Consider the following 22,260-nt stretch of genomic DNA (forward strand, 5'->3'; position numbering starts at 1 on the left):
CTGCTCGCAGCCTTCTCGATTGGCCGCACGTCAAGCTTGCCAAGCTCTCAAACCGTGGCGAAAGCACGATAAAGAACTTCGAGCCAGGTCGATCTGTCCCAACGATAAACGCATCATGATCGACTCGACGCATCTGAAGCGCGTCGCACGGCGGTAAGCCTTCTAAAAAAGGGGTTCTTTCCCGCTGTATCGGGCGCGCGAAAGGCGGGCTGAACCGAAGGCCAGATGAGCGACCACAAGGGCGCCGGCCTTATGTTCCGCGCCCTGCCCAAGGCCAAAACGCTGATCGCCGACAAGGGCTATGACAGCGACGCCTTCCGCGCCGCGCTTAAAGCGCGCGGAACAGCGGCGTCCCGTCGCGCACAGTATCCGCCATGAAAATAGGGCGCGTCAAAATAGGCAAAAAAGCTCGTTGCTGCTTTATGCTTATTGGCGCACGTTCTTGCCAATCAAATTGAAGCGGCGATAATCTATTTTCCCACGGCGGGGCGCGCCAGCGGCATTTTCAATGGATCAACTCTCCGAAAAACGCCGGCCATATTCACCGGCCGCGGGGCTCTGCAACGCCTTACGCGACCTCGAAGGTGCGTGCGTCGAGGTTAGGCGGTAGCGGTTCTGGACTTGGACAGTGACATGTTCATCGTGGTGGATATTGGCGGCACCAAGACGCGGGTTGCGCGATCCCGCGACCTTGAAACCTTGGACCAAACCGTCATCGTCGCTACGCCCAACGATTATCGATCCGGACGCGACCGACTCATCGCCCTTGCACAGGAACTCAGCGGCGGCGAGCGCGTGGAAGCGCTCGCGGTCGGGGCGCCGGGGGTCATTTCACGCGACAGACGCACGCTCGTGCATGCGCCGAATCTTGCCGGCTGGAACGGCGCGTCGCTGGTAGACGATCTGCAACACGTCCTTGGCGCGCCCGTAATACTCGAAAACGACACCGCCATGGTTGGGCTCGGTGAGGCGACATTCGGCGCCGGCAGAGGCGCTACGATCCTCGCTTATGTGACGGTGTCGACCGGAGTCAATGGCGCGCGCATCGTCGATGGCGTCATTGACCGCGCAATATTCAATTTCGAGATCGGCGAACAGATTCTCGGAACCGTTCTCGATGCGCCAACTCTCGAAGACCTCGTGTCCGGTCATGCGATCGGCGAGCGCTTCGGCGCGCCGCCGGAGAGTTTGGCGAAGGATCATCCCGTTTGGGACGAGCTCGCGCGGATCGTCGCCATCGGACTGCACAATACGGTGGCCTATTGGTCGCCTGACCGCTTCGTTATCGGCGGCTCAATGATGAAAGAGGTTGGCGTTTCGATTGACCGAACTCGAAGCGCGCTGCTTCTATTGCGGCGGAAAAACCCGACGATTCCCGATATTGTTCACGCGTCGCTCGGCGATCTCGGGGCCTGTGGGGCGGCCTCGCGCGGCTACGAAACAAGAAATGAAGAGCGTCAGTTTGCCTAACAGCAATTGCCGATGGCGCGCGACGCGGCATTGCGACCGGCATGAGCCGTGATGAATGCCGCGTAGCTCCAGGCGAGGTTTTTCGCTGATGTCTGCACGCCGTCGTCGCGACTAAATTGTTCCGCCAACTCGCCGGTCGGCGGCGTATATGTTCTGACAGTGGCCATAAACATGTCGCCGCGCTTCAACGCCGCTTCCGCGAGTTTTCGTCGACCTCCCGGCGTGTTGAACGCTTGCCCCGGTGTCGCGTCAAACATGCCGGCGAACATCTCGCGCTGCTCCAGAGAAATCTCGATCGCCGGGAGCTGCGCCAGGCTTTCGGCGAGCAGGTAGTAGAATTGCGCGACGCCGAGCGTCGAAAAGTAATAGGCGCCGCCGCTGAAATAGACGTCGCCGCAATAGCGGCCCATTGCCGGCCCCCAATCGGCGGCGCGATCCTGATTAATCTTGTATTCCGACGTGAAGAGGCTCTCGAGTCGAAGAAGCGTCGAGAGCACCTTGGGGTCGAGCACGCCATGCCGGTCGCCGGAACGCGCGGCATGAATCACGCCGAGTACGACGGCGATGTCGAGACGGCGCGTGTCAGGAATTGTCGAGGGCTGGACGAGATCGGAAAGAAAAGCGCGATAAAAGCTCGCATCCTTATCCAAATGCGCGTCAAGGCATCGCGAAATGTCATCTGCGGCGGCTCTGAAGGCGCGCGGCCTGGCGGCGTCTCCCTTCTGTTCAAGCCATTCCGCGCCCTCAACGAGCACTGCAAGCTGAAGCAGACGCGTATAATAATGATGGCCGCGAATTTCCTCCCAGAGATCGAAACAGACGTCGCGCCAATGATTGAAGGTATAGTCGAGGTCCGCCTCGAGAAGTTGTTCGGCGATGCCTAAATCCGCTCGTTGACGAAACGCTTCCAGACGCCACGCGCGCAGCGCCGTCAACGCGCGCAGCGCCGGGCCGTCATTCTGAGGACGGGCCCACCCTAATATGTCGAGCGTTCCGTCGGGATTGTAACGTACTTCGCCAAGCACGCGGTCGCCGGTCACCTGACGAAGTTCCTCTTTCGAACGAACATGACGCAGGAAATCGGCGCTCACATTTCGGCGAAAATCGCCTCTATCCGCGACGACGCGGCCATCCAGCCGACAAAGGTCGAGGCTGAATTGCATGAAGTCGGAAATATGATCGAGCGCGTCAGGGCCGAGCGTTCTGTCCTCATAGAGAACGCGTAAGGCGTCGATGACGATCGCCGAATCTCGCAGCCAGTGGAAAAAGTAATCTGGATCGGGATCGTAAGCCGCGATTTGGGGAGACGCGAGAACCGAGCCGCGTGCAGGACGGATTTGTTGGCCAAAATGCGCACGATTCTTGACGAGTTGCGTTGCGGAAATCGCACGAAGCATCGCCTTCGCTGAGAAGGCGCATTGATGCGTCATCCAGTCAAGGAGACCATCGGCGCTCGAACTCATGCCACGCCACTCCGAGAAGAGATCGCTCTACTGCGACCCTTGATGGGTTCACGCCGTCGCCGCTATCAGATAGGTGGGGCAAGCCGCTGACCAGACACATCCAGCTTGAGGTTCACGACACGCCGGAAAAAGGCCCCCGTCGCAGAAACGTCACTGATCGAGATCAACGCCGAATCCGGCAGTTCCTTTTGGAAATTGGCGACAAATGTCCGCCTCGCTTCTGGCGCGAGCGTTTCGAGAGCGGCGTCGATGATCACCCACCGCGGCTTGTGAAGAAAGAGCCTTGCGAAGGCGAGCGTCTGTTGCTCGGGCGCCGTCAGCTCATGATCCCAGCGCGCCACCACGTCGAGAGAGGGAACAAGCTGCGTCAAACCAAGCTGCTCAAGCGCCGAAATGAACTCCTGATTCGAATATTTCGACGATGGATCGGGGTAGCCGAGCGCCAGAGCGCCAGCGATGATGCCGTAGACGCCCAGCTGCCGCCCGACCCCAGAAAGGTCCTTGCGGTTGATCGCGTCGTAAAATGGCTGGTTCCAGGCGTTTAGTTCGATCTGCGCATAGGCTGTCGCGCCGACGATGACCACCAATCCGAGAGCCAGCCAGACAATTGCGTTTCGCTGAGGCGAGACAAGCAGCACATGCGCCAACGCACGGAATTGTGAAATAAGTCCTGGCTCGATGATTGCCGCGTCGCCGACTTTCTGTTTCTCTCGTTCTTTTGGTCCATTCATTGGCAGCGCCCCCGTGCAAATCAATAAATCGTCGAGTCACGAAGTGTGGTTGACCAAACATGCGCGCCGGCGGCGCTGGCGACAACAATAAACTCGACTGCACCGGAAAGAACGGCCGGTTTCGGCTGGAATGCGATGCTTGGCAGCGCTTGGTTCGCAGCGCCAAGAATCGGGTATGCTTTTGATGTTGAGCCATTCGGTCCGAATGGGAGAGTGCTGCGAGTGGGTCGCGATGGATAGAATCGAAGCGCTTCTTGCGCGAATGACCCTTGATGAAAAGGTCGGCCAGCTCAATCTGGTGACGGCGGGGCAGACTGTGACCGGACCTCAAGGCTCCAGTGACGTGACGGCGAGCATCCGCGCGGGAAACGTCGGCGGAGTGCTCAATATCTGGGGTCGCGCGGCGATCGCTGAAATGCAGAAATGCGCGGTCGAGGAAACGCGACTTGGCGTTCCGCTTTTTTTCGCTCTCGACGTGCTTCATGGGCACAAGACGATTTTTCCCATTCCGCTCGCCGAGGCCTGCGCCTTCGACCCGTCTCTGTGGGAGAGAACGGCGCGCGCGGCGGCGCGGGAGGCCTCGGGCGACGGGATTGATCTTACCTTCGCGCCCATGCTCGACGTGACGCGAGATCCCCGTTGGGGACGAATTGCCGAAGGCCCTGGCGAAGATCCCTTCGTCGCGATGAAATTCGCGGAAGCAAAAGTCCGGGGCTTTCAGGGCGCCGATCTCGGGAACGCCATGGCGATCGCCGCCACTGCCAAACACTTCTGCGGCGGCGGGGCGGCCACGGCCGGCCGCGACTATGCGCCAGTCGATATTTCCGAACGGACTTTGCGTGAAGTTTATCTGCCGCCTTTTAAAGCGGCCGTGGCCGCAGGATGCGCCGCGATCATGCCGGCGTTCAACAGCGTCGCCGGAATTCCGATGACGGCCGCGACAAAGCTGCTGCGCGACTATGTCAGGGGTGAACTCGGTTTCCAAGGAGTGGTTGTCAGCGACTACACCGCCATCCCGGAGTTGATCGAACATGGCGTCGCGGCCGATGTCGTCGAGGCGGCGGCGCTCGCTCTTAGAGCCGGCGTCGACATGGATATGGTGAGCGGCGCCTTTCTTCGTCTGCCGGAGGCGCTGGCGCGCGGACTGGTGTCGATTGCTGATATCGACGCCTCTGCGCGTCGCGTTCTCGCACTCAAACAGAAGCTTGGCCTATTGGACGATCCCTATCGACGTGTTTCTATATCGGCTGTCCCACAATTCGATACAGAGAATTTGGCGCTTGAAGCGGCGCGACGCGCAATCGTGCTTCTCACCAATGACGAGACTTTACCTCTTTCGCCAAGAGCGAAACGGATCGCAGTCATCGGGCCACTCGCAGAGACGCGCTCTGAAATGCTGGGGCCATGGGCGGCGGCTGGCGACCCTGAAAAGGGCGTTACAATTCTTGACGGCCTTCGCGCATTGCTTCGCGATTGCGACATTATGCATGAATCAGGGGGCGGAATTGACCATGCCGATTCTGTCGCAATCCATGCGGCTTGCATGTTATGCGAACAGGCGGAGTTGATCGTCCTTTGTGTTGGAGAAGCGTCCTGGATGAGCGGCGAGGCTGCGAGCCGCGCGTCACTCGATCTACCGGGTCGACAGCGAGAGCTCGCGGAACGCGTTCTCTCGATTGGGAAGCCCGTCGTCGTCATTCTTTGTTCTGGACGTCCATTGACCGCGCCATGGCTGGTTGAGCGTGCGCAAGCCGTGTTGGCGACATGGTTTCTCGGTCACATGGCGGGCACCGCCATCGCAGACGTTCTGACCGGGCGGTTCAATCCCGCCGGGCGTCTCGCCGTGACGTGGCCTCGGGACGTTGGCCAAATCCCGATATCATACAGTGAACGCTCGTCGGGCCGGCCTTTCGATTCTTCCAATCCCTTCACGTGCAGATATCTCGATCTTTCAAGCGAACCACTCTTTCCTTTTGGTCACGGCCTTTCTTATGCGCATGTCGTTTTGTGCAATCTGCGCGTGGAGCCCAGAACCTTCAGGCTGGAAGATGCAGTCCGGATTTGCGTGGACGCGCGCAACGAGGGCGACGTCGCCGCTGAAAGCACGATTTTTCTTTTCGTGCGAGACCGGGTCGCCACAGTCGCGCGGCCTGCGCTCGAACTGAAGAACTGGAGCAAAGTTTTGCTCGACGCAAAAGAGACCAAGACGGTCGCGCTTACCCTGTCGACGAGCGAACTTTGCTACCTTTCCGAGAACTTCACTTGGGTGGCTGAAGCAGGTGAATTTGAAATCTGCGTTGGCCTTGATGCGCAACGAAGCTCAATCTTGACCCAGAGAGTGGTTCTTTTGTGAACCTTGCGCCGCCTATAGCACGATCGAAGGTCATGCACGCAGTGTCGCGGGATTTATCGCCGGTAAACTGCGACGCTTGGGCAAAAGCGTGGATGTCGTCGATTGGATCGGGTCGCTTGCGCCCGAGGCGCGCAAAAAAACGTTTTCACATCCTCGAAAAAGAATTGGCGACGACGACCCTCGTTTGTATCAGCGCACCGCAGGCGCAGGACAAGTTCTACGCGCGTGTTCTGCACTCAGCGTCTCACGGTCCCTTGCCCGCCTCGTGCTTCGACCCCGAAAAAGGAGCAAGTCGTTTCTGCGAGCCCACGCTAAAACATATCCTGGCGAAGCAAGCAGCTTCGCCGTCTGAAAATGTTACAGAATGAGAATATCGCATCCATTCGCGCGCCACGGCTGATTCCAGTTTGGCATGACGAGCACCCAAGACGTGCAGGATCCGTCGACGATGACAGCCAATCAGATACGCCGCGTCATCCCCAGCCAAAAACGGGCGCTGTCGGACGCGGAGCTGATCGATCTCGTGCAGCGGCAGATATTCCTTTATTTTTTGGGACGGGGTGCATCCATCGAGCGGCCTTGCGCGCGATAGCAGAGGGCTCCATTCGGATCCGAAGGATGATGCCGTCGCGGTCGGCGGTTCAGTTTTGGCGTCATGGCCATCATCGTCGCAAGGAAAGAGGATGGATTACGCGGGAGGACGCCGTAGCGCGTCTTGCGCTCATGCTCGATCTTCTCGAGCGCGCGACTTGCCACCAAGGACATTTTCCGCACTTTATGAATGGTCGCAATGGCGCCACCGTGCCGTTCAGCCCAAAGGACGATGGCGGCTGATATCGTCGAGACCTCGTTTCTTTTTCAAGGACTGCTGCGAGGCCGCGGCGGCTTCTTCGATCACATCGGATCTATCGAATCCCCGCGAAGCGATCTACTCCGTCACGACAAGTTGCTTTTAATGTCGGCTACGCGCGCCGCAACCATTGATCCTCCGTCTCCCTGAGCCAAATGACGCCTGTTCAAGATTGGGCGAGCCATCAAGCCCCTCTAGGGCGCGGCAAATGAGCTCGCCGAAAGGAGGAGCGGCCATGACCGACCAAAGGCCATCTGGCGAAAAGGAATGGGAAGTCACAACCAACACCTATATATTCGCAGGTGTGGGCGCCGTCATTTTGGGCGGCCTCGCCTATGCGAGCCTTGGCGGCGTTCCAAATACAATCGCCGCCGCCGTAGTGGGCGCATTAGCAGGCGGCGCCTTGGGCCTCTTTTTCTAGAGCGAGGATGCTGACGCGGGGTCGGAGATGCGGCTCCGCGCCAGAACAGCCATGCAGCTGGATAAGACAACAATCGACAGAGCGTTTGACCTTGCTCGCTCCGGAGCGAGTCGCACGATCACTGAGCTCATCGCGCGCCTTGATCGCGAAGGCTGTGACGGGCATCAGATCCAAGGGCGCTTTCTCCGAAAGCAACTCACGGCTTTGATGGAGGCGGAAGCTAATGCGCGTGATGGGAATTGCTCATGTGAGACGCGATCCATGGCCGTGAAAACTGACCAGAATTCCGCATTACACCGCAAGCGGCGGGAGCGCCGGGCGAACCTCAGCGCTGGTGTTCGTGCCACCACTTCAGAGCAATGCTAGCGTTGCTTGTTACGCTTGTGCCATGGCAGCTAGTGGATAAAATCTGACGATTGAGTCCTTGGAGGGATTCCTATTGCTTTTTGCGCGTGCGAGTCTCGGCGATGCGCACGGGAATCTCCATCACGTTGTCGTCGGCCGATCGGAAGCGGCTTCAGACCATCGTTAAGGACCGGAACGCGGCTCAAAAGCATGTCTGGCGGGCCGGGATCGTTCTGCTTTCCGCCGACGGCGTCGGCACGAACGAGATCATGCGCCAGACTGGCACGTCGAAGACCTGCGTCTGGCGCTGGCAGGAGCGGTTCATGGAGGAAGGCGTTGACGGCCTTCTTCGCGACAAGACCCGCCCGTCTCGCGTTCGACCGCTCGGGCAGGACGTCGCCGAACGGATCGTCGCCTTGACGCAGCAAGACCCGCCTTGCGAAGCGACGCATTGGACCGGCGCGATGATGGCGAAAGCCATCGGCGTGTCCGTCAGCTCGGTTCAGCGCATCTGGCGCGCGCACGGGCTTCAGCCACACCGCCTGCGCCTGTTCAAGCTCTCCAACGATCCGGACTTCGTCGCGAAATTGCGCGATGTCGTGGGGCTCTATGTCGATCCGCCGGCGCACGCCATCGTGCTGTCCGTCGACGAGAAGAGCCAGATACAAGCGCTCGATCGCACCCAGCCCGGTCTGCCGATGAAGAAGGGCCGCGCCGGAACCCTGACGCATGACTACAAAAGGAACGGAACGACCACGCTGTTCGCCGCGCTCAACGTGCTCGACGGCAAAGTGATTGGCCGCAACATGCAGCGTCACCGCCATCAGGAATTTATCCGCTTCCTCAACGCCATCGAGGCGGAGGTTCCCGCCGGCAAGCTCGTGCATGTGATCCTCGACAATTACGCCGCTCACAAGCACCCCAAGGTGCGCCAATGGCTCCAGCGCCACGAACGCTTCACCTTCCACTTCACGCCGACATCGTGCTCCTGGCTCAACGCCGTCGAAGGCTTTTTCGCCAAGCTCACAAAGCGTCGGTTGAAGCGCGGCGTCTTCCGATCGATCGTCGACCTTCAGGCCGCCATCCATCGCTTTCTCGAAGAGCACAACGAACAGTCAAAACCCTTCACCTGGACCGCCAATCCTGACAAAATCATCGCCGCCGTCAGACGCGGGCATCAAGCGTTAGATTCGATCCACTAGCATCGATCCTCTCCTCACATTTATTTCAGCGAGGGTGAATGCAGTTCGTTTCGACCATCATCTGTCCGTTGCGGCCTTCGATCGGCTGAGGCGATGCCGCCTGACGCCTGCCAAATCATTTGTGAATGCAAAGGATGTGGCGCGCTGCTGAGGCCGAGGGCGGGAGATTGCTGTGTCTTCTGCTCATATGGCAACGTGCCATGCCCGCCGATTCAGGAAGCAAAGGAGCGCGGGCGCGCCGGCGGATGCTGTTCTCAGGCTTAGAAGCCTGCCGATTGCCATCACAGTCTGGTAAGCGCCAACGACGCGATGCCGACTTCGGCCCCGGCGGAGGGATTGTACTGCGATTTGGACAATCGCTTGTGAGATCAGCGCTTTCGCGCGTATCAACCGCTTGCCCAGCTCGGCATCTTGCCCGCATTGAAGACTGGCGCTTGGATTTGCTGAGTCTTTTCAGAACGACTTGAGGGAAAAAAGGCTGGAGAAATGAGCTCCGAAAGATCCGGTCACTTGAATCATCGCCTGACAATTTCGGTCGACGACCAATTCATCCGAGCTCTGCAAGCTTACATGAAAGCGAGACGATACGCAGGCGTTTCTGAGGCAATTAGAGATCTCGCTTGGCGCGCCTTTATGGAGGTCGAGATTGCGGTGTCAGAAGATGAAAAGTGCATGGCCGCTCTGGCGTATGCCTATGATTTCAAAACACGAAACCTAGCCAGCAGACTTAGCGGCCTTTATGCCGAATCTGAACTTGTCGTTTCCGTTTCAAAAAGCCAATCCTCGGCTAGAAAATTTGTGGAAGTGGCCATCTTAAAGGGCCAAAGAAAAGATGTAGAGCAATTCGCAAAAAAAATACTCGCAGAGCGAGGCGTTACCGACGGTCAATTGAGTCTTTTTCGTATTTGAACCGCTACTACTGCGAAAAAGTCATGTGTGACCCATTTGCCACAGATGGCGCACAATCGCGATGCCGTCGAAAAATCACCCTTCAACTTTGGCGGTTAACGTCTGAGAATAAGCTAAATAACATCATTCCTCATACGTGAGCCGCCCTGTGAACCGCCGTCTTCTGACCTCTACCTCTCGTTTCGTCCTTATCGTCAGTTTGGCGTCGTTCGCGGGCGATGCCCTTGCTCAAACGGCATTGCCGACAATCAATGTTGGCGGACACGCGGCGAGGCGGACGACGCATAGGCAGGCGGCGCGTCCGCAAGGCCCTGCGCGGCCAACCACGCTTGTCGAAGTCGCGCCGGGGCCTTCGTCAGAGCAGGATACCGCGCTCGGGCCGAAGATCGATTATCCGACGGGTCCGAAGGAAATGAATTCGTCGAGCGAAAGGTTTTTTACTGGCGGACAGGTCAACGCCATCCCCTTCTATCGTCCTGGAGAGGCGCTCGAAGTCGTGCCGGGTCTGGCCGTGACCCAGCACAGCGGCGAGGGCAAGGCCAACCAATATTTTCTACGCGGCTTTGATCTCGATCACGGCACCGATCTCGCGCTTTATCTCGACGGCATGCCCATCAACATGCGCACCCATGGCCATGGCCAAGGCTGGGCCGATGCGAATTTCATTATGCCCGAACTGTTGGCGTCGGTGGATGCGCGAAAAGGTCCATATAACGTCGAGGATGGCGACTTCTCGAACGCCGGCACCATCCGCATGCAGTATCTGAACCGTGTGCCTACGGGCGTATTCACGACGAGCGCCGGCGAATTCGGATTCGCGCGCCAGTTCGGCATGAAGTCGTGGGCTTTTATGGACGGCGACATTCTCGGAGCTGCAGAGGCGTCCATTTATGATGGCCCCTGGGTCGTGCCCAACAGAGCGCGCAAGGTCAACGCTGTGTTGCGCTGGATTCGCGGCGCCGAGGCCGACGGCGTCGGCATTACCGGCATGGCCTATGCCAATCGGTGGAACTCGACCGACCAGATTCCCTTGCGCGCCGTCGAGCAAGGATTGATGTCTCGTTGGGGGACGATGAACCCGACGGATGGCGGCGACGCGACGCGGTTCAGCATATCCGGTCACTGGAGCCAGCTCAGCGAAACGAACTATTCTCGAATCGAAGGTTACGCTGTTCATTCGACGTTGGATTTGTTCAGCGACTTCACCTATTTTCTGAGTCATCCCGTTCTCGGCGACCAATTCCGTCAGTTCGATCGAAGAACGATCCTGGGTTCGAACGGCATTCACGGCATTAAGTTCAACGTGGCGGAAACGCCCTTCGAATTGCGCTTCGGCTACCAGACGCGCTGGGACGACATCCGTGTCGGGCTGCAGGACACTTATGTGCGCCGGCCTTACGATACTGTGCGTAACGATCGCGTGGGGGAGGCGAATTTTAGCTTATTCAGCGACATAAAAACCAAATGGACTCCCTGGCTGACGACCGTCGTCGGCACGCGCTGGGATTATTATTGGGCGAGCGTCGGCGGCATTCAGACCTACTTAGCGTCACCCATCGTTGGTTTTGTCGGTGACAATCCGGCTCAACCGGTCCGCCTATGGACCGCGCCGTTTAACAACGGGGCGAGCACTGGACAACTGCTCAGCCCCAAGGCGTCGGTGATCATCAATCCGTTCGACGACAAGACTGATTTTTATCTCAACTTTGGGCGTGGATTCCATTCGACGGACGCGCGCGGCACGACGCAGACGTTTTCAACAACCGAAGCGTCGGACGATCTCGGCTATGTGTTCGCGCAGCGTCGGCCGCTGCTTTCGCCGTCAACGGGCGCCGAAGTCGGCATGAAGACCAGAGCGATCGATAATCTGGAATCAGCGCTGACTCTCTTTTGGATCCAGCTGCAGTCGGAAAATGTTTTTGCTGGCGACGAAGGCAATACGGTGTTTGGCCCTCCGAGCCGCCGCATCGGATTTGAATTCACGAATCATTATCGGCCGTTTTCGTGGTTAGGATTCGAAGGCGACCTGACCATGACAGATGCGCGTTTCCTTGGTTTCGATAAGGATCAGGCAGACCTCTACCTTCAGCTGCTACAGCCTGATGCGCTGCCCTGGGGCACGTTTCTTGGAAACAAGCCCGGGAATTTTCTGATCAACGCCGCGCCTATTATTGCGACCGCGGTTCTGGAACTGGGCGAACCGACAGGCTGGTTTGGCGCGCTGAAATATCGGTATATCGGCCCGCGAGCTTTGACCCAGGACGGCTTCTTCAAAAGCCCCGCGATCGGCACGGTGAATGCGCGCATAGGTTATCGCTGGAAGGAGGGTTGGAAATTCCAGCTCGACGTCTTCAACATGCTCAACTCGCGTTCGATGTCGATCGCCTATGGATATGGCTCATTGATTGGAACGGACCTGCTCTACCAAGCCTGCAACGGCCTCATAGCCGTGCCGGTGACGGGCGCCAACTGCGGCGTTGGCCGGATGGATATTCACGCGCATCCGATTGAGCCGCCGGCCTGGCGCCTCACTTTCGGCGGACCGATTGAAACTGATCCGTCCGTCAAGGGCCCCGACCTGATGGAGCCTTTCAATCTCGTAAAATTCTGGGAATGAGTGTCTCTGCCTCATCGCGCGCTACCGGAGCCTGTGCGTGCGGATCGCGCGGACCTTTGAAGGGCGTTCCGAGGCGACGCGCTGGCTGGGAACAGGTTGATTTGATAACTCCAGCGCTTATGGTGTTGTCTCCGCAGGACCTGCAGCCCTCTCCCAGGACCGAATGTTTGATGCTCAGCAAACGACCGCGCGACCTCATCCTGAGGGCATGCTTGAGCATGGCGACAGCCTTGGGGCTTAGCGGCTGTGCTCTCACGCCCCCTGGCACGACGGAGGAGCAAGCCAAGCTGAGTGAAGTTTCCGAGCGCTTCGAGCCGCCGATTGAGGCTCGGGAGTTGCCGGCTTTGCCTGCGGTTGCCAACTGGCGCGACGTGCTGCACAGGGCGTTCCTGGCCAACGGCGAATTGGAATCGGCCTATTTCGAGTGGAAGGCGGCTTTGGCCCGGGTCGACCGGGACGCGACCTGGCCCAACACCAATTTGATGTTCGGCTACCGCTATCTGTTTTCGCGTGACCAGATGAAGACATGGGACCGCATGACGCTCAGCGGCTCCTTCATGCCGTCCACGACCCTGCAGTTGCCGATCAAAACGTGGACCGCTGGAAAAGTAGCGCTGGAGGCGGCCAGAGCGGCCAGCGAGAGATTTCGAACCGTCAAGTTCGAGCTTCAGCGGAAGGTTCTCACCGCTTATTTGGATTTGGCGCTGGCCAGGGAAAAAGTCCGCATCGAGCGCGACAACGTAAATCTTCTCAAGCTCTTGACGAGCTCGGCCGCCGCTCGGAGCCAAGCTGGCGCTCCCCTGCAAGACATGCTGAAGGCCCAGACCAACTGGGAGCTGGCGAAGAACAACCTGCTGAACCTGGAAGCCGAGGTCCGCTCGGCGCGCAGCAAGCTCAACGGTCTTCTTGCTCGCGACGCAGAGGAGCCGCTGAACCTTCCGCCGACTTTGCCCGCCGCGCGTCCCGTGATCGGTAACGATGCTCGCCTCATAGAGGTCGCCGTCGACCAAAACCCGGAATTGGCCGCTCTCGCCCGCCAAGTGGCCGGACGCAAGGACGCCATAGAGCTCGCCAGGCTGGAATTTCTGCCGGATCTCGTGCCTGCCGGGAGCATCACCGGCAATATTGAAAGAGCGGCCGAAATGTTTGTGATGGTGCCGACGAGGATCCCGGCGATTCTGGCGATGATCCGGGACACGGAGGCAATGGCGCGCTCGACCGAAGCCGTGCTGCGGCAAACTGAGAGGGACCGCGCTGCGAGCTTCGTCGCCAACCTTTACTTCATGCGCAACGCAGAGCGACAAACGAGTTTTTACCGGCGGCGGGTGGTCCCTGTCGTCGAGCAACTGATCAACAGTTCGCGGGAAGCTTACGCAGCGGGAAGCGTGCAGTTCGCGGATCTCATCGACAGCCAGCGGACTTATATTTCAGTGCGAGTCTTGGTCGCCGAAGCCAGGATCGAGCGAGAAAAGCGGCTAGCGGAACTCGAAGCTCTTGCGGGCGTGGACATAGAAACGCTCGGTCGGCCAGAGATGGCGCCGCCGGAGCCGCCGGAACAAGCCTCTCGGCAATAACCTGGACTGCAATAGGCCGGAGCGGCGACACATGACCACAATGGGGATACGCATGCCGGCAAAGCGACGCGGAAGTTTGAGCGGGCTGGCGCTCGCGACGCTGTTGGCTTCCAGCGTCGCTTACAGAGTTAGCGGGCAAGAAACTGGGGCGCCGGACAACACCATGTCCCAGATGAAAATGCCGACATCGAAGGATGCGTCCAAGGTCGGCGCGCTGCCGCCGGGCTATGCGGAAGTCAGCATTGCTGCAGATGTTCAGCAGCGCATCGGGGTCACGCTGGGAACCGTGCGCCGGACGCCGTTGACAATGACGATACGCACTGTCGGGATTGTGCGCCCGGATGAAACCAAACTCGCGCACATTCACCTGAAAACGGAAGGATGGGTCGAGAAGCTGTTTATCACCTTCACCGGACAGAAAGTGAAAGCTGGCGAACCGATGCTCTCGATTTACAGCCCCGCCTTCTACGCGGCGCAACGGGAGTTCTTGGTGGCGCTGCAGTATAGCAGGTCCGCGCCCTCGTCGGGTCAGCAAAACGTGGTCGACACTGCCCGCCAACGGTTGGCGCTATGGGACGTTCCAAAGAATACGATCCAGGCGCTGGAGAAGACCGGCAAGCCGAGCAAATCACTTATCATGCGCAGCCCGATTTCGGGGACGATTTTGGAAAAGAAGACGTTCGAAGGCCAATACGTCGCACCCCAAGGCGAATTATATGTGGTCGGCGACCTTTCGACAGTGTGGGTGCAGGGCAAGGTCTTCGCGTATGAATTGCCGCATATTGCGCTCGGAATGCCGGCGACGGTCACATTTCCGTCGTTGGCGACGCGAAATTTCATCGGCAAAATTGTGTTTATCGATCCGGTCGTCGACGAGATGACCCGATCGGTGCAAGTTCGCGTGGAAGTGCCCAATCCCAATGGACTGATCAAGCCCGGCATGTTTGCTCATGTCTTGATCAGCCACGCCATGGGTAGTGGTTTGACCGTTCCAACATCCGCCGTCATCCGCACCGGCGAGCGCAACATAGCCTTTCGCGCCGTCTCCGCCGATCGCTTCGTGCCGGTGCAGGTCGAGATCAGCCCCTTGCGGTTCGACGATCGATTTCAGATTCTCGGGGGGCTCAAAGCCGGGGACGAAGTGGTCACTTCCGCCAACTTCCTCATCGACTCGGAAAGCCGATTGCGCGCCGGCGGCGGCGGCATGGTCGGTATGCCCGGGATGGGTGTTGACGAAAAAGGCGCCGGCGAAAAGCCCCAGAAGCAAAAGGACACGAAGAGCGCGCCGGAAGAGGACGCCGATCACTCCAAGATGCGGCACTGACTTGGCCTCCCGATTCCACCGACGCGCCTCAAAGGCTAGGCCATGATCGCCCGCATCATCGAATTCAGCGCTCGCAACGCTTTCCTTGTCCTCTTGCTGGTCGTCGCCATCCTTGGGGGCGGGTTATGGGCTGTCCTCAAAACGCCCCTTGATGCGCTTCCGGATCTGTCGGACGTGCAGGTGATCGTTTCCACCCAATGGGAAGACCGCAGCCCCAATATCATTGAAGACCAAATCACCTATCCGATCGTCACGCAGCTTCTCTCCACTTCCCATGTCAAAGCGGTTCGGGCCAGCAGCTTCTATGGCGAGTCCCTGGTTTATGTGATCTTCGAAGATGGTACGGATCTCTATTGGGCGCGCACCAGGGTTTTGGAATATCTCAGCGGCATGGCCGGCAAGCTGCCGCCGGGCGTTTCACCCAAGCTCGGACCGGACGCGACCGGCGTTGGATGGGCGTTTGAATACGCCCTGATCGATAAGACAGGCAAACACTCGTTGGCCGATCTTCGGACGTTGCAGGATTGGCAGGTCCAATACCAAATTCGAGCCGTTCCGGGTGTAGCGGAAGTGGCCGCCGTCGGCGGCCTCGTGAAGCAATATCAGGTCACGATCGATCCGGACAAGCTGCTGGCGTACAGGATACCGATCAATAAGGTGGTCGAACAAGTTCGCCGAAGCAATCAAGAGGTCGGCGGGCGGGTATTGGAGTTCACGGGCAAGGAATACATGGTGCGCGGCAGAGGCTATATTCAGAAGCCCGCCGACATTGAGAACGTGGCGGTGGGGGCGCAGTCTGACGGGACGCCCATTCTCGTGCGGGACGTAGGGTTCGTCCAGATCGGCCCGGACATCCGCCGGGGAGTGGCGGACCTCAATGGCATGGGCGATGTCGCTGGCGGCATTGTCGTGGTCCGCTATGGCGTTAGCGTCTATGACGTGTTGAACCGCGTCAAAGAAGTGATCAAGGACACGGTCCAACCATCCTTGCCTGAAGGCGTGGAGCTGGTCGTCACCTATGACCGCTCCGAGCTTATCAAGCACTCGGTGGAGACGCTGCGCGAGAAGCTCATCGAGGAGGGCATCATCGTCAGCCTGGTCTGCCTGGTGTTCTTGTTCCACCTCCGCAGCGCCCTTGTCGCGATCATTACGCTCCCCCTGGCGGTCCTGATGGCGTTGGTGGCGATGCAATGGATCGGGCTCACGAGCAACATCATGAGCTTGGGCGGCATCGCCATCGCCATCGGGGCGATGGTGGATGCTGCCATCGTAATGATCGAGAACGCCCACAAACACATCGAGCGTGAGCAGGCAAAGCCTCCCGAAGCGCGTCGCCCGCGGCTCGAACTCGTGATCGAAGCCGGCAGGGAGGTGGGGCCGTCGCTATTCTTCTCGCTTTTGATTATCACCGTAAGTTTCCTGCCGGTTTTTGCCCTTCAGGACCAGGAGGGGCGGTTATTCAAGCCGCTCGCCTACACCAAGTCGTTCAGCATGTTCTTTGCGGCGATCCTGTCGATCACCGTCACGCCGTTCCTTATGGTGCTGCTGATCCGCGGCAAGCTTCCACCTGAAGAAGCAAATCCGATCAACCGCTTCTTGATTTGGATCTATCAGCCGGTCGCCAAGCTAGCATTGAAATTCCGTTACGCGATGGTCATCGTGGCGCTACTCGCTATTGCCGCGATCGTGCCGATCTACGCCAGTCTGGGCAGCGAATTCATGCCGCCGCTGTGGGAGGAATCGATCCTTTTCATGCCTGCGACGCTGCCGGGGTCGTCGATCCAGACGATGAAGCAGACCATCCAGGAGCAGGATAAGATTTTGATGGACTTCCCAGAAGTCGCCACCGTCTTCGCCAAGGCCGGGCGGGCCAATAGCGCCACCGACCCCGCGCCGCTCGAAATGGTCGAGACAGTTATCTCCCTCAAGCCCGGGGACCAGTGGCGCAAGGGCATGACCCCCGAGAAGCTCATCGGCGAAATGAACCAGGCGCTGAAAACGAATATCCCGGGCTTCTCCAACAGTTGGACCATGCCGATCAAAGCGCGCATCGACATGCTCTCCACCGGCATTCGGACTCCCATCGGGGTGAAAGTGTTTGGGCCGGACCTTGCGGAAATAGGGCGGATACTCACGCAAGTTGAAGCCGCCGTGAGCTCGGTCCCGGGCACGCGAAGCGCCTTCGCCGAACGCGTGAGCCAAGGCTATTACCTGGACTTCGACATCGATCGTGCGGCCATCGCCCGCTATGGGCTATCGGTGATGGACGTGCAGGACGTCATCGTGGCGGCGGTGGGCGGCGCCAATCTCACGCAAACGATCGAGGGCCGCCAGCGCTTCCCAGTGAACGTCCGCTATGGGCGCGAATTACGCGACGATCTTGGCAAGTTGCGACGGGTGCTGGTCGCCACGCCGACGGGGACTCAAGTGCCCTTAGAAGAATTGGCTGAACTGCGTTTCGTGGATGGCCCGACCTTGATTAAGAGCGAAGCGGCGCAGCTTGTCGGCTACGTCTATGTGGATGTGGCGGGTCGGGACACCGGCGGCTACATGGATGACGCCCGAAAGGCGGTCGCCGAGATGGTTAAGCTGCCTCCGGGCTACAGGCTGGAATGGAGCGGCTCGTTCGAAGGAATGCAGCGGGCGGGGCGGATGCTGAAATATGTCATCCCGATTACGCTGGCCCTCATCGCCGTGCTGCTCTACCTGAACGCTCGGTCGCTGCCTAAAGTGCTCATCGTGCTGACTGCTGTCCCTTTTTCCTTAGTCGGCGCGTTTCTGCTGTTGTGGCTGTTGGGCTATCATCTCAGCGTGGCGGTTTGGGTGGGGATCATCGCCCTGGCCGGTGTGGACGCCGAAACCGGCATGGTGATGCTTCTGTATTTGGATGTGGCCTTTGAACGCTGGAAGCGGGAGGGCCGAATGAACAGCATCGGCGAACTGGAAGGCGCTGTGATGGAAGGCGCCGTTCAGCGCGTTCGGCCGAAAATGATGACGGTTCTCGCGATCCTGATGGGGCTCCTGCCCATCATGTGGGGCAGCGGGACGGGGTCTGACGTGATGAAGCGGATCGCCGCCCCGATGGTGGGCGGGGTCGTCACGAGTTTTATCCTAGAGCTGTTGATCTATCCGGCCATCTATGTCCTTTGGAAATGGTGGAGCGACGTGCGGCACGCGCATGCAGCCGTTAAGTGAAAAATGAACTCGGCTCTGGTTCACATTCAGTCGTAATACTCGTGATAAATGTTCATTTCGGCCTGACTTCAGGAGCGGCGACTGATAGCTAAGCAATGCGCCTACCAAACAGGCTTGTTCGCTAGCTTCGCTGTATTAGGCTCAAGCAAGCATAACGACTAAAATTCGCCCTAGGTGCAGTAGGCGAGGAGTATGGGATGAAGGCTTTTATTCTAGCTGCCGGTATTCTTGCGGCGGGTGTAGGGACCGCTTATGCCGACTGTCGTTCGGAAATCGAGAAAACGAAGAGCGATTGGGCAGCTCTACGACTTGAGCCTGGGAGCAAGCCAAGCTCGCTCTCCAAGGGGGTCGGCCGCCATGAGCACATTCAGGCGGCTGTCACATCTATGCGCGTCCACCTGCACGAGGCCGACCGTCTCTGCGCAGAGGGCGAGGAGCACAAGGCTCTTCTCCACTTGAACGTAATTCGCGCCTTCCTCGAGTTGCCAGAGATTCAGCATCCCACGAGCCATCGTTATCTATATAGAGGGCGGAGGTAACCGAAGGTAACATATTTGAGACACGACGAGCGGGGTCCCATCGAAATTACGCGCTTCCGTCGCAGGCAGAGGGTTTCGTTGGGAAAGGCTCACCGTCAATCGCGCAAGGTCGTGAGACCGCGTCTGGAGAGACGACGCGATGGCGCGCGAACTCATCCGTTGTTCAGCGCTTCGGCGCCGGTAATGAGGTCGATGAGCTCGGTAGTGATCTCCGATTGGCGGGCCTGATTAGCCTCTTGGCGCAACTCCTCGAGCTTCTTCGACACATTGTCATAGGCGGATTCCATGGCGGCGAAGCGCGCGGCGTTTTCGCTTGCGATCGATTCAACCGCCGCCTCGGTCAGGAGCGCGAAGACATATTCCGCCATCAACTTTTCATGAAGGGGTATCGGCTGCAGGTTATGAAGTGGCGGCTGGCGTGGTTGTTTGGCCGAAAGCATGGCGAGATCGAGCGGCAGCAGCAAGCGCCGGTCGATCGTGGGCGCGCCGCCCTGACGGTAACGGTAGAACATCACCTCGACGCGGCCGACGCCGCCATGGGCAATCCCGTGATAGAGCGCGTCCATGAGCCGACGGATCGTTTCCGGCGCCCCGGCGCCTCGGCTCGCCATTGGATGCGTCCAGACAGGCGGCTGCAAGCGTTCGAGCGCCAGCGCCGCGCCCCGGCTGCCGATTACGAACAAGGCGTCACCCGGAGCGAGATTTGCCTTGGCGTCCCCGATCAGACGTTCATTGAAGCCGCCAACGAAGCCATGTTCGGCAGTGCAAAGTACGAGCGCGCGCCTGCCCTCCGCAGCCTTCGCCGGCTCCGGCTCGGCCATGAGGAGCAGCGTGCTGGCGAGCCCAGCCGCGACCGCCTCCGTATAGCGACGAACCCCGGGGAGCGCGCGCTGCGCCTCCTGCAGGCGCAAGCCAGCAAGTGAGCGCATGGCGCCGACGATGTCGCGAAGCTCGCCCATGCCGCCGATATGCGACTGGATCTCGACAAGCCGCGTCATAGAGGATCGCCTGTTGCTCCGAGCGAACCGGCCAGCGCTTCAAGCGACGCTTTGAGGCGTGTGCGGAGTTCGTCCCGCAGCGCCTCTGTTCGATCGTCAAGCGCGGCGATCTCGGGGCAACGTTCCATCAACCAACGTCCAAGCTTCGCTCGGAACACTGCCACTCGATCGAGCGACACGCCATCGAGCACGCCTTCGCTCAGCGCCAACAGTAACGCCACTTGCTCGCCGAGCGGCAGCGGCGCAAATTGTTGTTGGCTGAGTACGGCGCGGATGCGCCTGCCGTGCTCGATTACTTTGCGCGTGCGTTCATCGAGCATGCCGCCGAAACGGGTGAACATTTCGAGTTCGAGAAATTGGGCGTATTCCAGCCGCAAACTCTCGGAAAGCGTTTTGAGTGTCGCGGCCTGCGTTTTGCCGCCAACGCGCGATACGCTCTTGCCGACGTCGACCGCTGGCTTTTGATCTTCGTGAAAGAGGCGCGGGTCGAGATAGATTTGGCCGTCGGTTATCGAAATCAGATTGGTCGGAATATAGGCGCTTATGTTGCCGGCCTGAGTCTCGGCTATCGGCAGCGCCGTCAGCGATCCGCCGCCGAGCTCGGGCGCAAGTTTCGCGGCTCGCTCGAGCAAGCGCGAATGGATGTAGAAAATGTCTCCCGGATAGGCCTCGCGTCCTGGCGGCCGGCGCAGCAGCAGAGAGACCTGACGATAGACCGCCGCATGTTTGGTGAGATCGTCGATCACCAACAGCACGTCGCGGCCGCGCGACATGAAATATTCGGCCATGGCGCAGGCCGCATAGGGGGTCAACCATTGCAGGCCCGGCGCCGCGTCGGCTGCTCCGATAACGAAAAGACAATGTTCCGGCGCGCCGTACCGGCGCACCGATTCGATCACCTGCGCGACCGACGAGGCCTTTTGGCCGACCGCGGCGTAAACGCATATCACGTCGCTGGAACGCTGATTGATGATCGTGTCGACGGCGATGGCGGTCTTCCCCGTCGCTCGGTCGCCGATAATCAGTTCGCGCTGCCCGCGACCGAGCGGGATCATCGCGTCCACCACCAGAAGCCCCGTCGCCAGCGGTCGCGTGACGAGCGCGCGATCGACGATCGCAGGCGCGGGCTGGTCCATCGGCGCGAAGGCATCGGCTGCGACCGGACCGCCGCCGTCCAGTGGCGCGCCGAGCGCGTCGACGACGCGGCCGAGCAGCGCTTCGCCGACGGGGACGCGCGCCACCTCGCCCGTCCCGCGCACGACGCTTCCAGCGGAAATTCCGCTGGCGTCGCCCAGCAGCATGCATCCGATCATGTGCTCGCCGAGATCGACCGCTAGGCCGCGAACGCCGCCTTCGAACACGAGCAGCTCGTCGAGCCTTGCTTCGGGCAGTCCAGAGACCATCGCCACACCATCGCCGACTTGCGCGACCCGACCAATCCATTCGATTTGCGGTTCGAGCGCTAATTCGCCGATGGAGCCACGGGCTCGATCAATCGAATTGCGCAGATCTTCAGCAAGCGTCGCCATTAGCCCTGATCTCCGACCGCGCGGTCGCGAGCGCGCTCCGCCACGAAAAGCTCAAATTGGCGTTCGGCAAGCGCAGCTCCGCCCCAGCAACGAGGTTGGGGTCGACGATGAAGGTGATATCCACCGCATCGCCGAACCGTCGACGGAGACGGGCGCGCCACGTTTCGGCCGTTTCCGACTCGAGCGCCGAAGCCGTGGCCACGGTGAGGCCCGCGCTATCCCCGAACTGACGAACGAGGCCTTCCATCTCGGCTTTCGAAAGCCCTTCGAGATATTCGTCGATCTGTTCGAGCCATGCCTCCGACTGCAACTTCGTCGGCGCATCGGCGAGGAGCCGAAGCGCGATATCGGCGCCGAGATCGAGCGCCAAGTTTCGCGCCTCGGCGAGGGCCGTGGCTCGCTCCGTGGCGAGCGTCTTGCGCGCCGCATCTAGGAGCGTCGCGACTTCGACTTCGGCCTGAGCGCGCCGCGCTTGCGCCTCCTCCTCCGCTTGCGCCGCGGCAGTCCGGAGCGTGGCCTCGCGCTCTTTGGCGATGTCCTTGAATTCGGCCTCGATGGAGGCGAGTTGGTCTTTCGCCTTGTCTTCGGCCGCGCGGGCCTCGGCGTATTGCGTTTCGATCTCTGCGTGGCGCGCATCAAGCATGCGTAGCACCGGTTCGTATAGAAAACGGCGCATGAGCCAGACGAGGATGCCGAAATTGACCGTCTGGAGCCCGAGCGTCCACCAATCGAATTGCATT

15 protein-coding genes and 1 pseudogene are annotated in these 22,260 nt (G+C 59.7%); 11 read left to right on the forward strand and 5 right to left on the reverse strand.

The window, feature by feature from the left end; translation table 11 throughout:
* Window positions 1-112: 112 nt before the first annotated feature.
* Window positions 113-342, forward strand: a pseudogene (locus EHO51_RS21465) (IS5/IS1182 family transposase); the annotation flags it as partial.
* A gap of 291 nt (window positions 343-633) precedes the next feature.
* Window positions 634-1,470: an ROK family protein gene (locus EHO51_RS18515; RefSeq protein ID WP_124740339.1), complete on the forward strand. Its 837-nt coding sequence runs from the start codon at window positions 634-636 to the stop codon at window positions 1,468-1,470.
* On the opposite strand, the gene EHO51_RS18520 is transcribed toward EHO51_RS18515, so the two are convergent.
* A complete protein-coding gene (locus EHO51_RS18520) occupies window positions 1,467-2,933 on the reverse strand; it encodes a glycoside hydrolase family 15 protein (RefSeq protein WP_124740340.1) in 1,467 nt (488 codons plus the stop codon). The genes EHO51_RS18515 and EHO51_RS18520 overlap by 4 nt on opposite strands.
* Window positions 2,934-2,998: 65 nt before the next feature.
* Complete coding sequence (locus EHO51_RS18525; RefSeq protein WP_124740341.1) at window positions 2,999-3,664, reverse strand: hypothetical protein; 666 nt, start codon at window positions 3,662-3,664, stop codon at window positions 2,999-3,001.
* 232 nt (window positions 3,665-3,896) lie between these two features.
* Between EHO51_RS18525 and EHO51_RS18530 the strand changes: the two genes are divergently transcribed.
* The 9 genes from EHO51_RS18530 to EHO51_RS18580 all read left to right on the forward strand — a co-directional run bounded on the left by EHO51_RS18530 (window position 3,897) and on the right by EHO51_RS18580 (window position 18,454).
* Window positions 3,897-6,017: a glycoside hydrolase family 3 N-terminal domain-containing protein gene (locus tag EHO51_RS18530; RefSeq protein ID WP_124740342.1), complete on the forward strand. Its 2,121-nt coding sequence runs from the start codon at window positions 3,897-3,899 to the stop codon at window positions 6,015-6,017.
* Window positions 6,018-7,102: 1,085 nt separating this feature from the next.
* Entirely contained in the window at window positions 7,103-7,288 is a 186-nt protein-coding gene (locus EHO51_RS18540; protein ID WP_109026196.1) for a hypothetical protein, read from the forward strand.
* A 467-nt stretch (window positions 7,289-7,755) separates the two neighbouring features.
* Window positions 7,756-8,835 (forward strand): IS630 family transposase, encoded by a 1,080-nt coding sequence (locus EHO51_RS18550; protein WP_124740344.1) that lies wholly within the window; start codon window positions 7,756-7,758, stop codon window positions 8,833-8,835.
* Between the two features lie 93 nt (window positions 8,836-8,928).
* On the forward strand, window positions 8,929-9,099 hold the full coding sequence (locus tag EHO51_RS21275; RefSeq protein WP_281024526.1) for a GDCCVxC domain-containing (seleno)protein: 171 nt from the start codon (window positions 8,929-8,931) through the stop codon (window positions 9,097-9,099).
* A gap of 246 nt (window positions 9,100-9,345) precedes the next feature.
* Window positions 9,346-9,744: a nickel-responsive transcriptional regulator NikR gene (gene nikR / locus EHO51_RS18560; protein WP_164479477.1), complete on the forward strand. Its 399-nt coding sequence runs from the start codon at window positions 9,346-9,348 to the stop codon at window positions 9,742-9,744.
* A gap of 412 nt (window positions 9,745-10,156) precedes the next feature.
* Entirely contained in the window at window positions 10,157-12,361 is a 2,205-nt protein-coding gene (locus EHO51_RS18565) for a TonB-dependent receptor (RefSeq protein ID WP_245435031.1), read from the forward strand.
* Window positions 12,362-12,579: 218 nt separating this feature from the next.
* Window positions 12,580-13,935 carry a TolC family protein gene (locus EHO51_RS18570; protein ID WP_245435033.1) on the forward strand — a complete coding sequence of 452 codons (1,356 nt, stop codon included), beginning with the start codon at window positions 12,580-12,582 and terminating at the stop codon, window positions 13,933-13,935.
* A gap of 76 nt (window positions 13,936-14,011) precedes the next feature.
* Window positions 14,012-15,259: an efflux RND transporter periplasmic adaptor subunit gene (locus tag EHO51_RS18575; protein WP_245435034.1), complete on the forward strand. Its 1,248-nt coding sequence runs from the start codon at window positions 14,012-14,014 to the stop codon at window positions 15,257-15,259.
* Window positions 15,260-15,301: 42 nt separating this feature from the next.
* On the forward strand, window positions 15,302-18,454 hold the full coding sequence (locus tag EHO51_RS18580; protein WP_124740349.1) for an efflux RND transporter permease subunit: 3,153 nt from the start codon (window positions 15,302-15,304) through the stop codon (window positions 18,452-18,454).
* Window positions 18,455-19,145: 691 nt separating this feature from the next.
* Here EHO51_RS18580 and EHO51_RS18585 read toward each other — a convergent pair.
* From EHO51_RS18585 to EHO51_RS18595, 3 genes are read right to left on the reverse strand one after another with little or no spacing between them, the layout of a single operon-like run.
* Window positions 19,146-19,991 carry a F0F1 ATP synthase subunit gamma gene (locus EHO51_RS18585; protein ID WP_124740350.1) on the reverse strand — a complete coding sequence of 282 codons (846 nt, stop codon included), beginning with the start codon at window positions 19,989-19,991 and terminating at the stop codon, window positions 19,146-19,148.
* Window positions 19,988-21,520, reverse strand: a complete 1,533-nt coding sequence (locus EHO51_RS18590; RefSeq protein ID WP_124740351.1) for a F0F1 ATP synthase subunit alpha — start codon at window positions 21,518-21,520, stop codon at window positions 19,988-19,990. The genes EHO51_RS18585 and EHO51_RS18590 overlap by 4 nt, the downstream gene beginning before the upstream one ends.
* Window positions 21,504-22,259 (reverse strand): F0F1 ATP synthase subunit delta, encoded by a 756-nt coding sequence (locus EHO51_RS18595; RefSeq protein WP_124740352.1) that lies wholly within the window; start codon window positions 22,257-22,259, stop codon window positions 21,504-21,506. The genes EHO51_RS18590 and EHO51_RS18595 overlap by 17 nt, the downstream gene beginning before the upstream one ends.
* Window position 22,260: the final 1 nt, after the last annotated feature.

Source organism: Methylocystis rosea, assembly GCF_003855495.1.
In the GTDB taxonomy this organism is placed as follows: domain Bacteria; phylum Pseudomonadota; class Alphaproteobacteria; order Rhizobiales; family Beijerinckiaceae; genus Methylocystis; species Methylocystis rosea_A.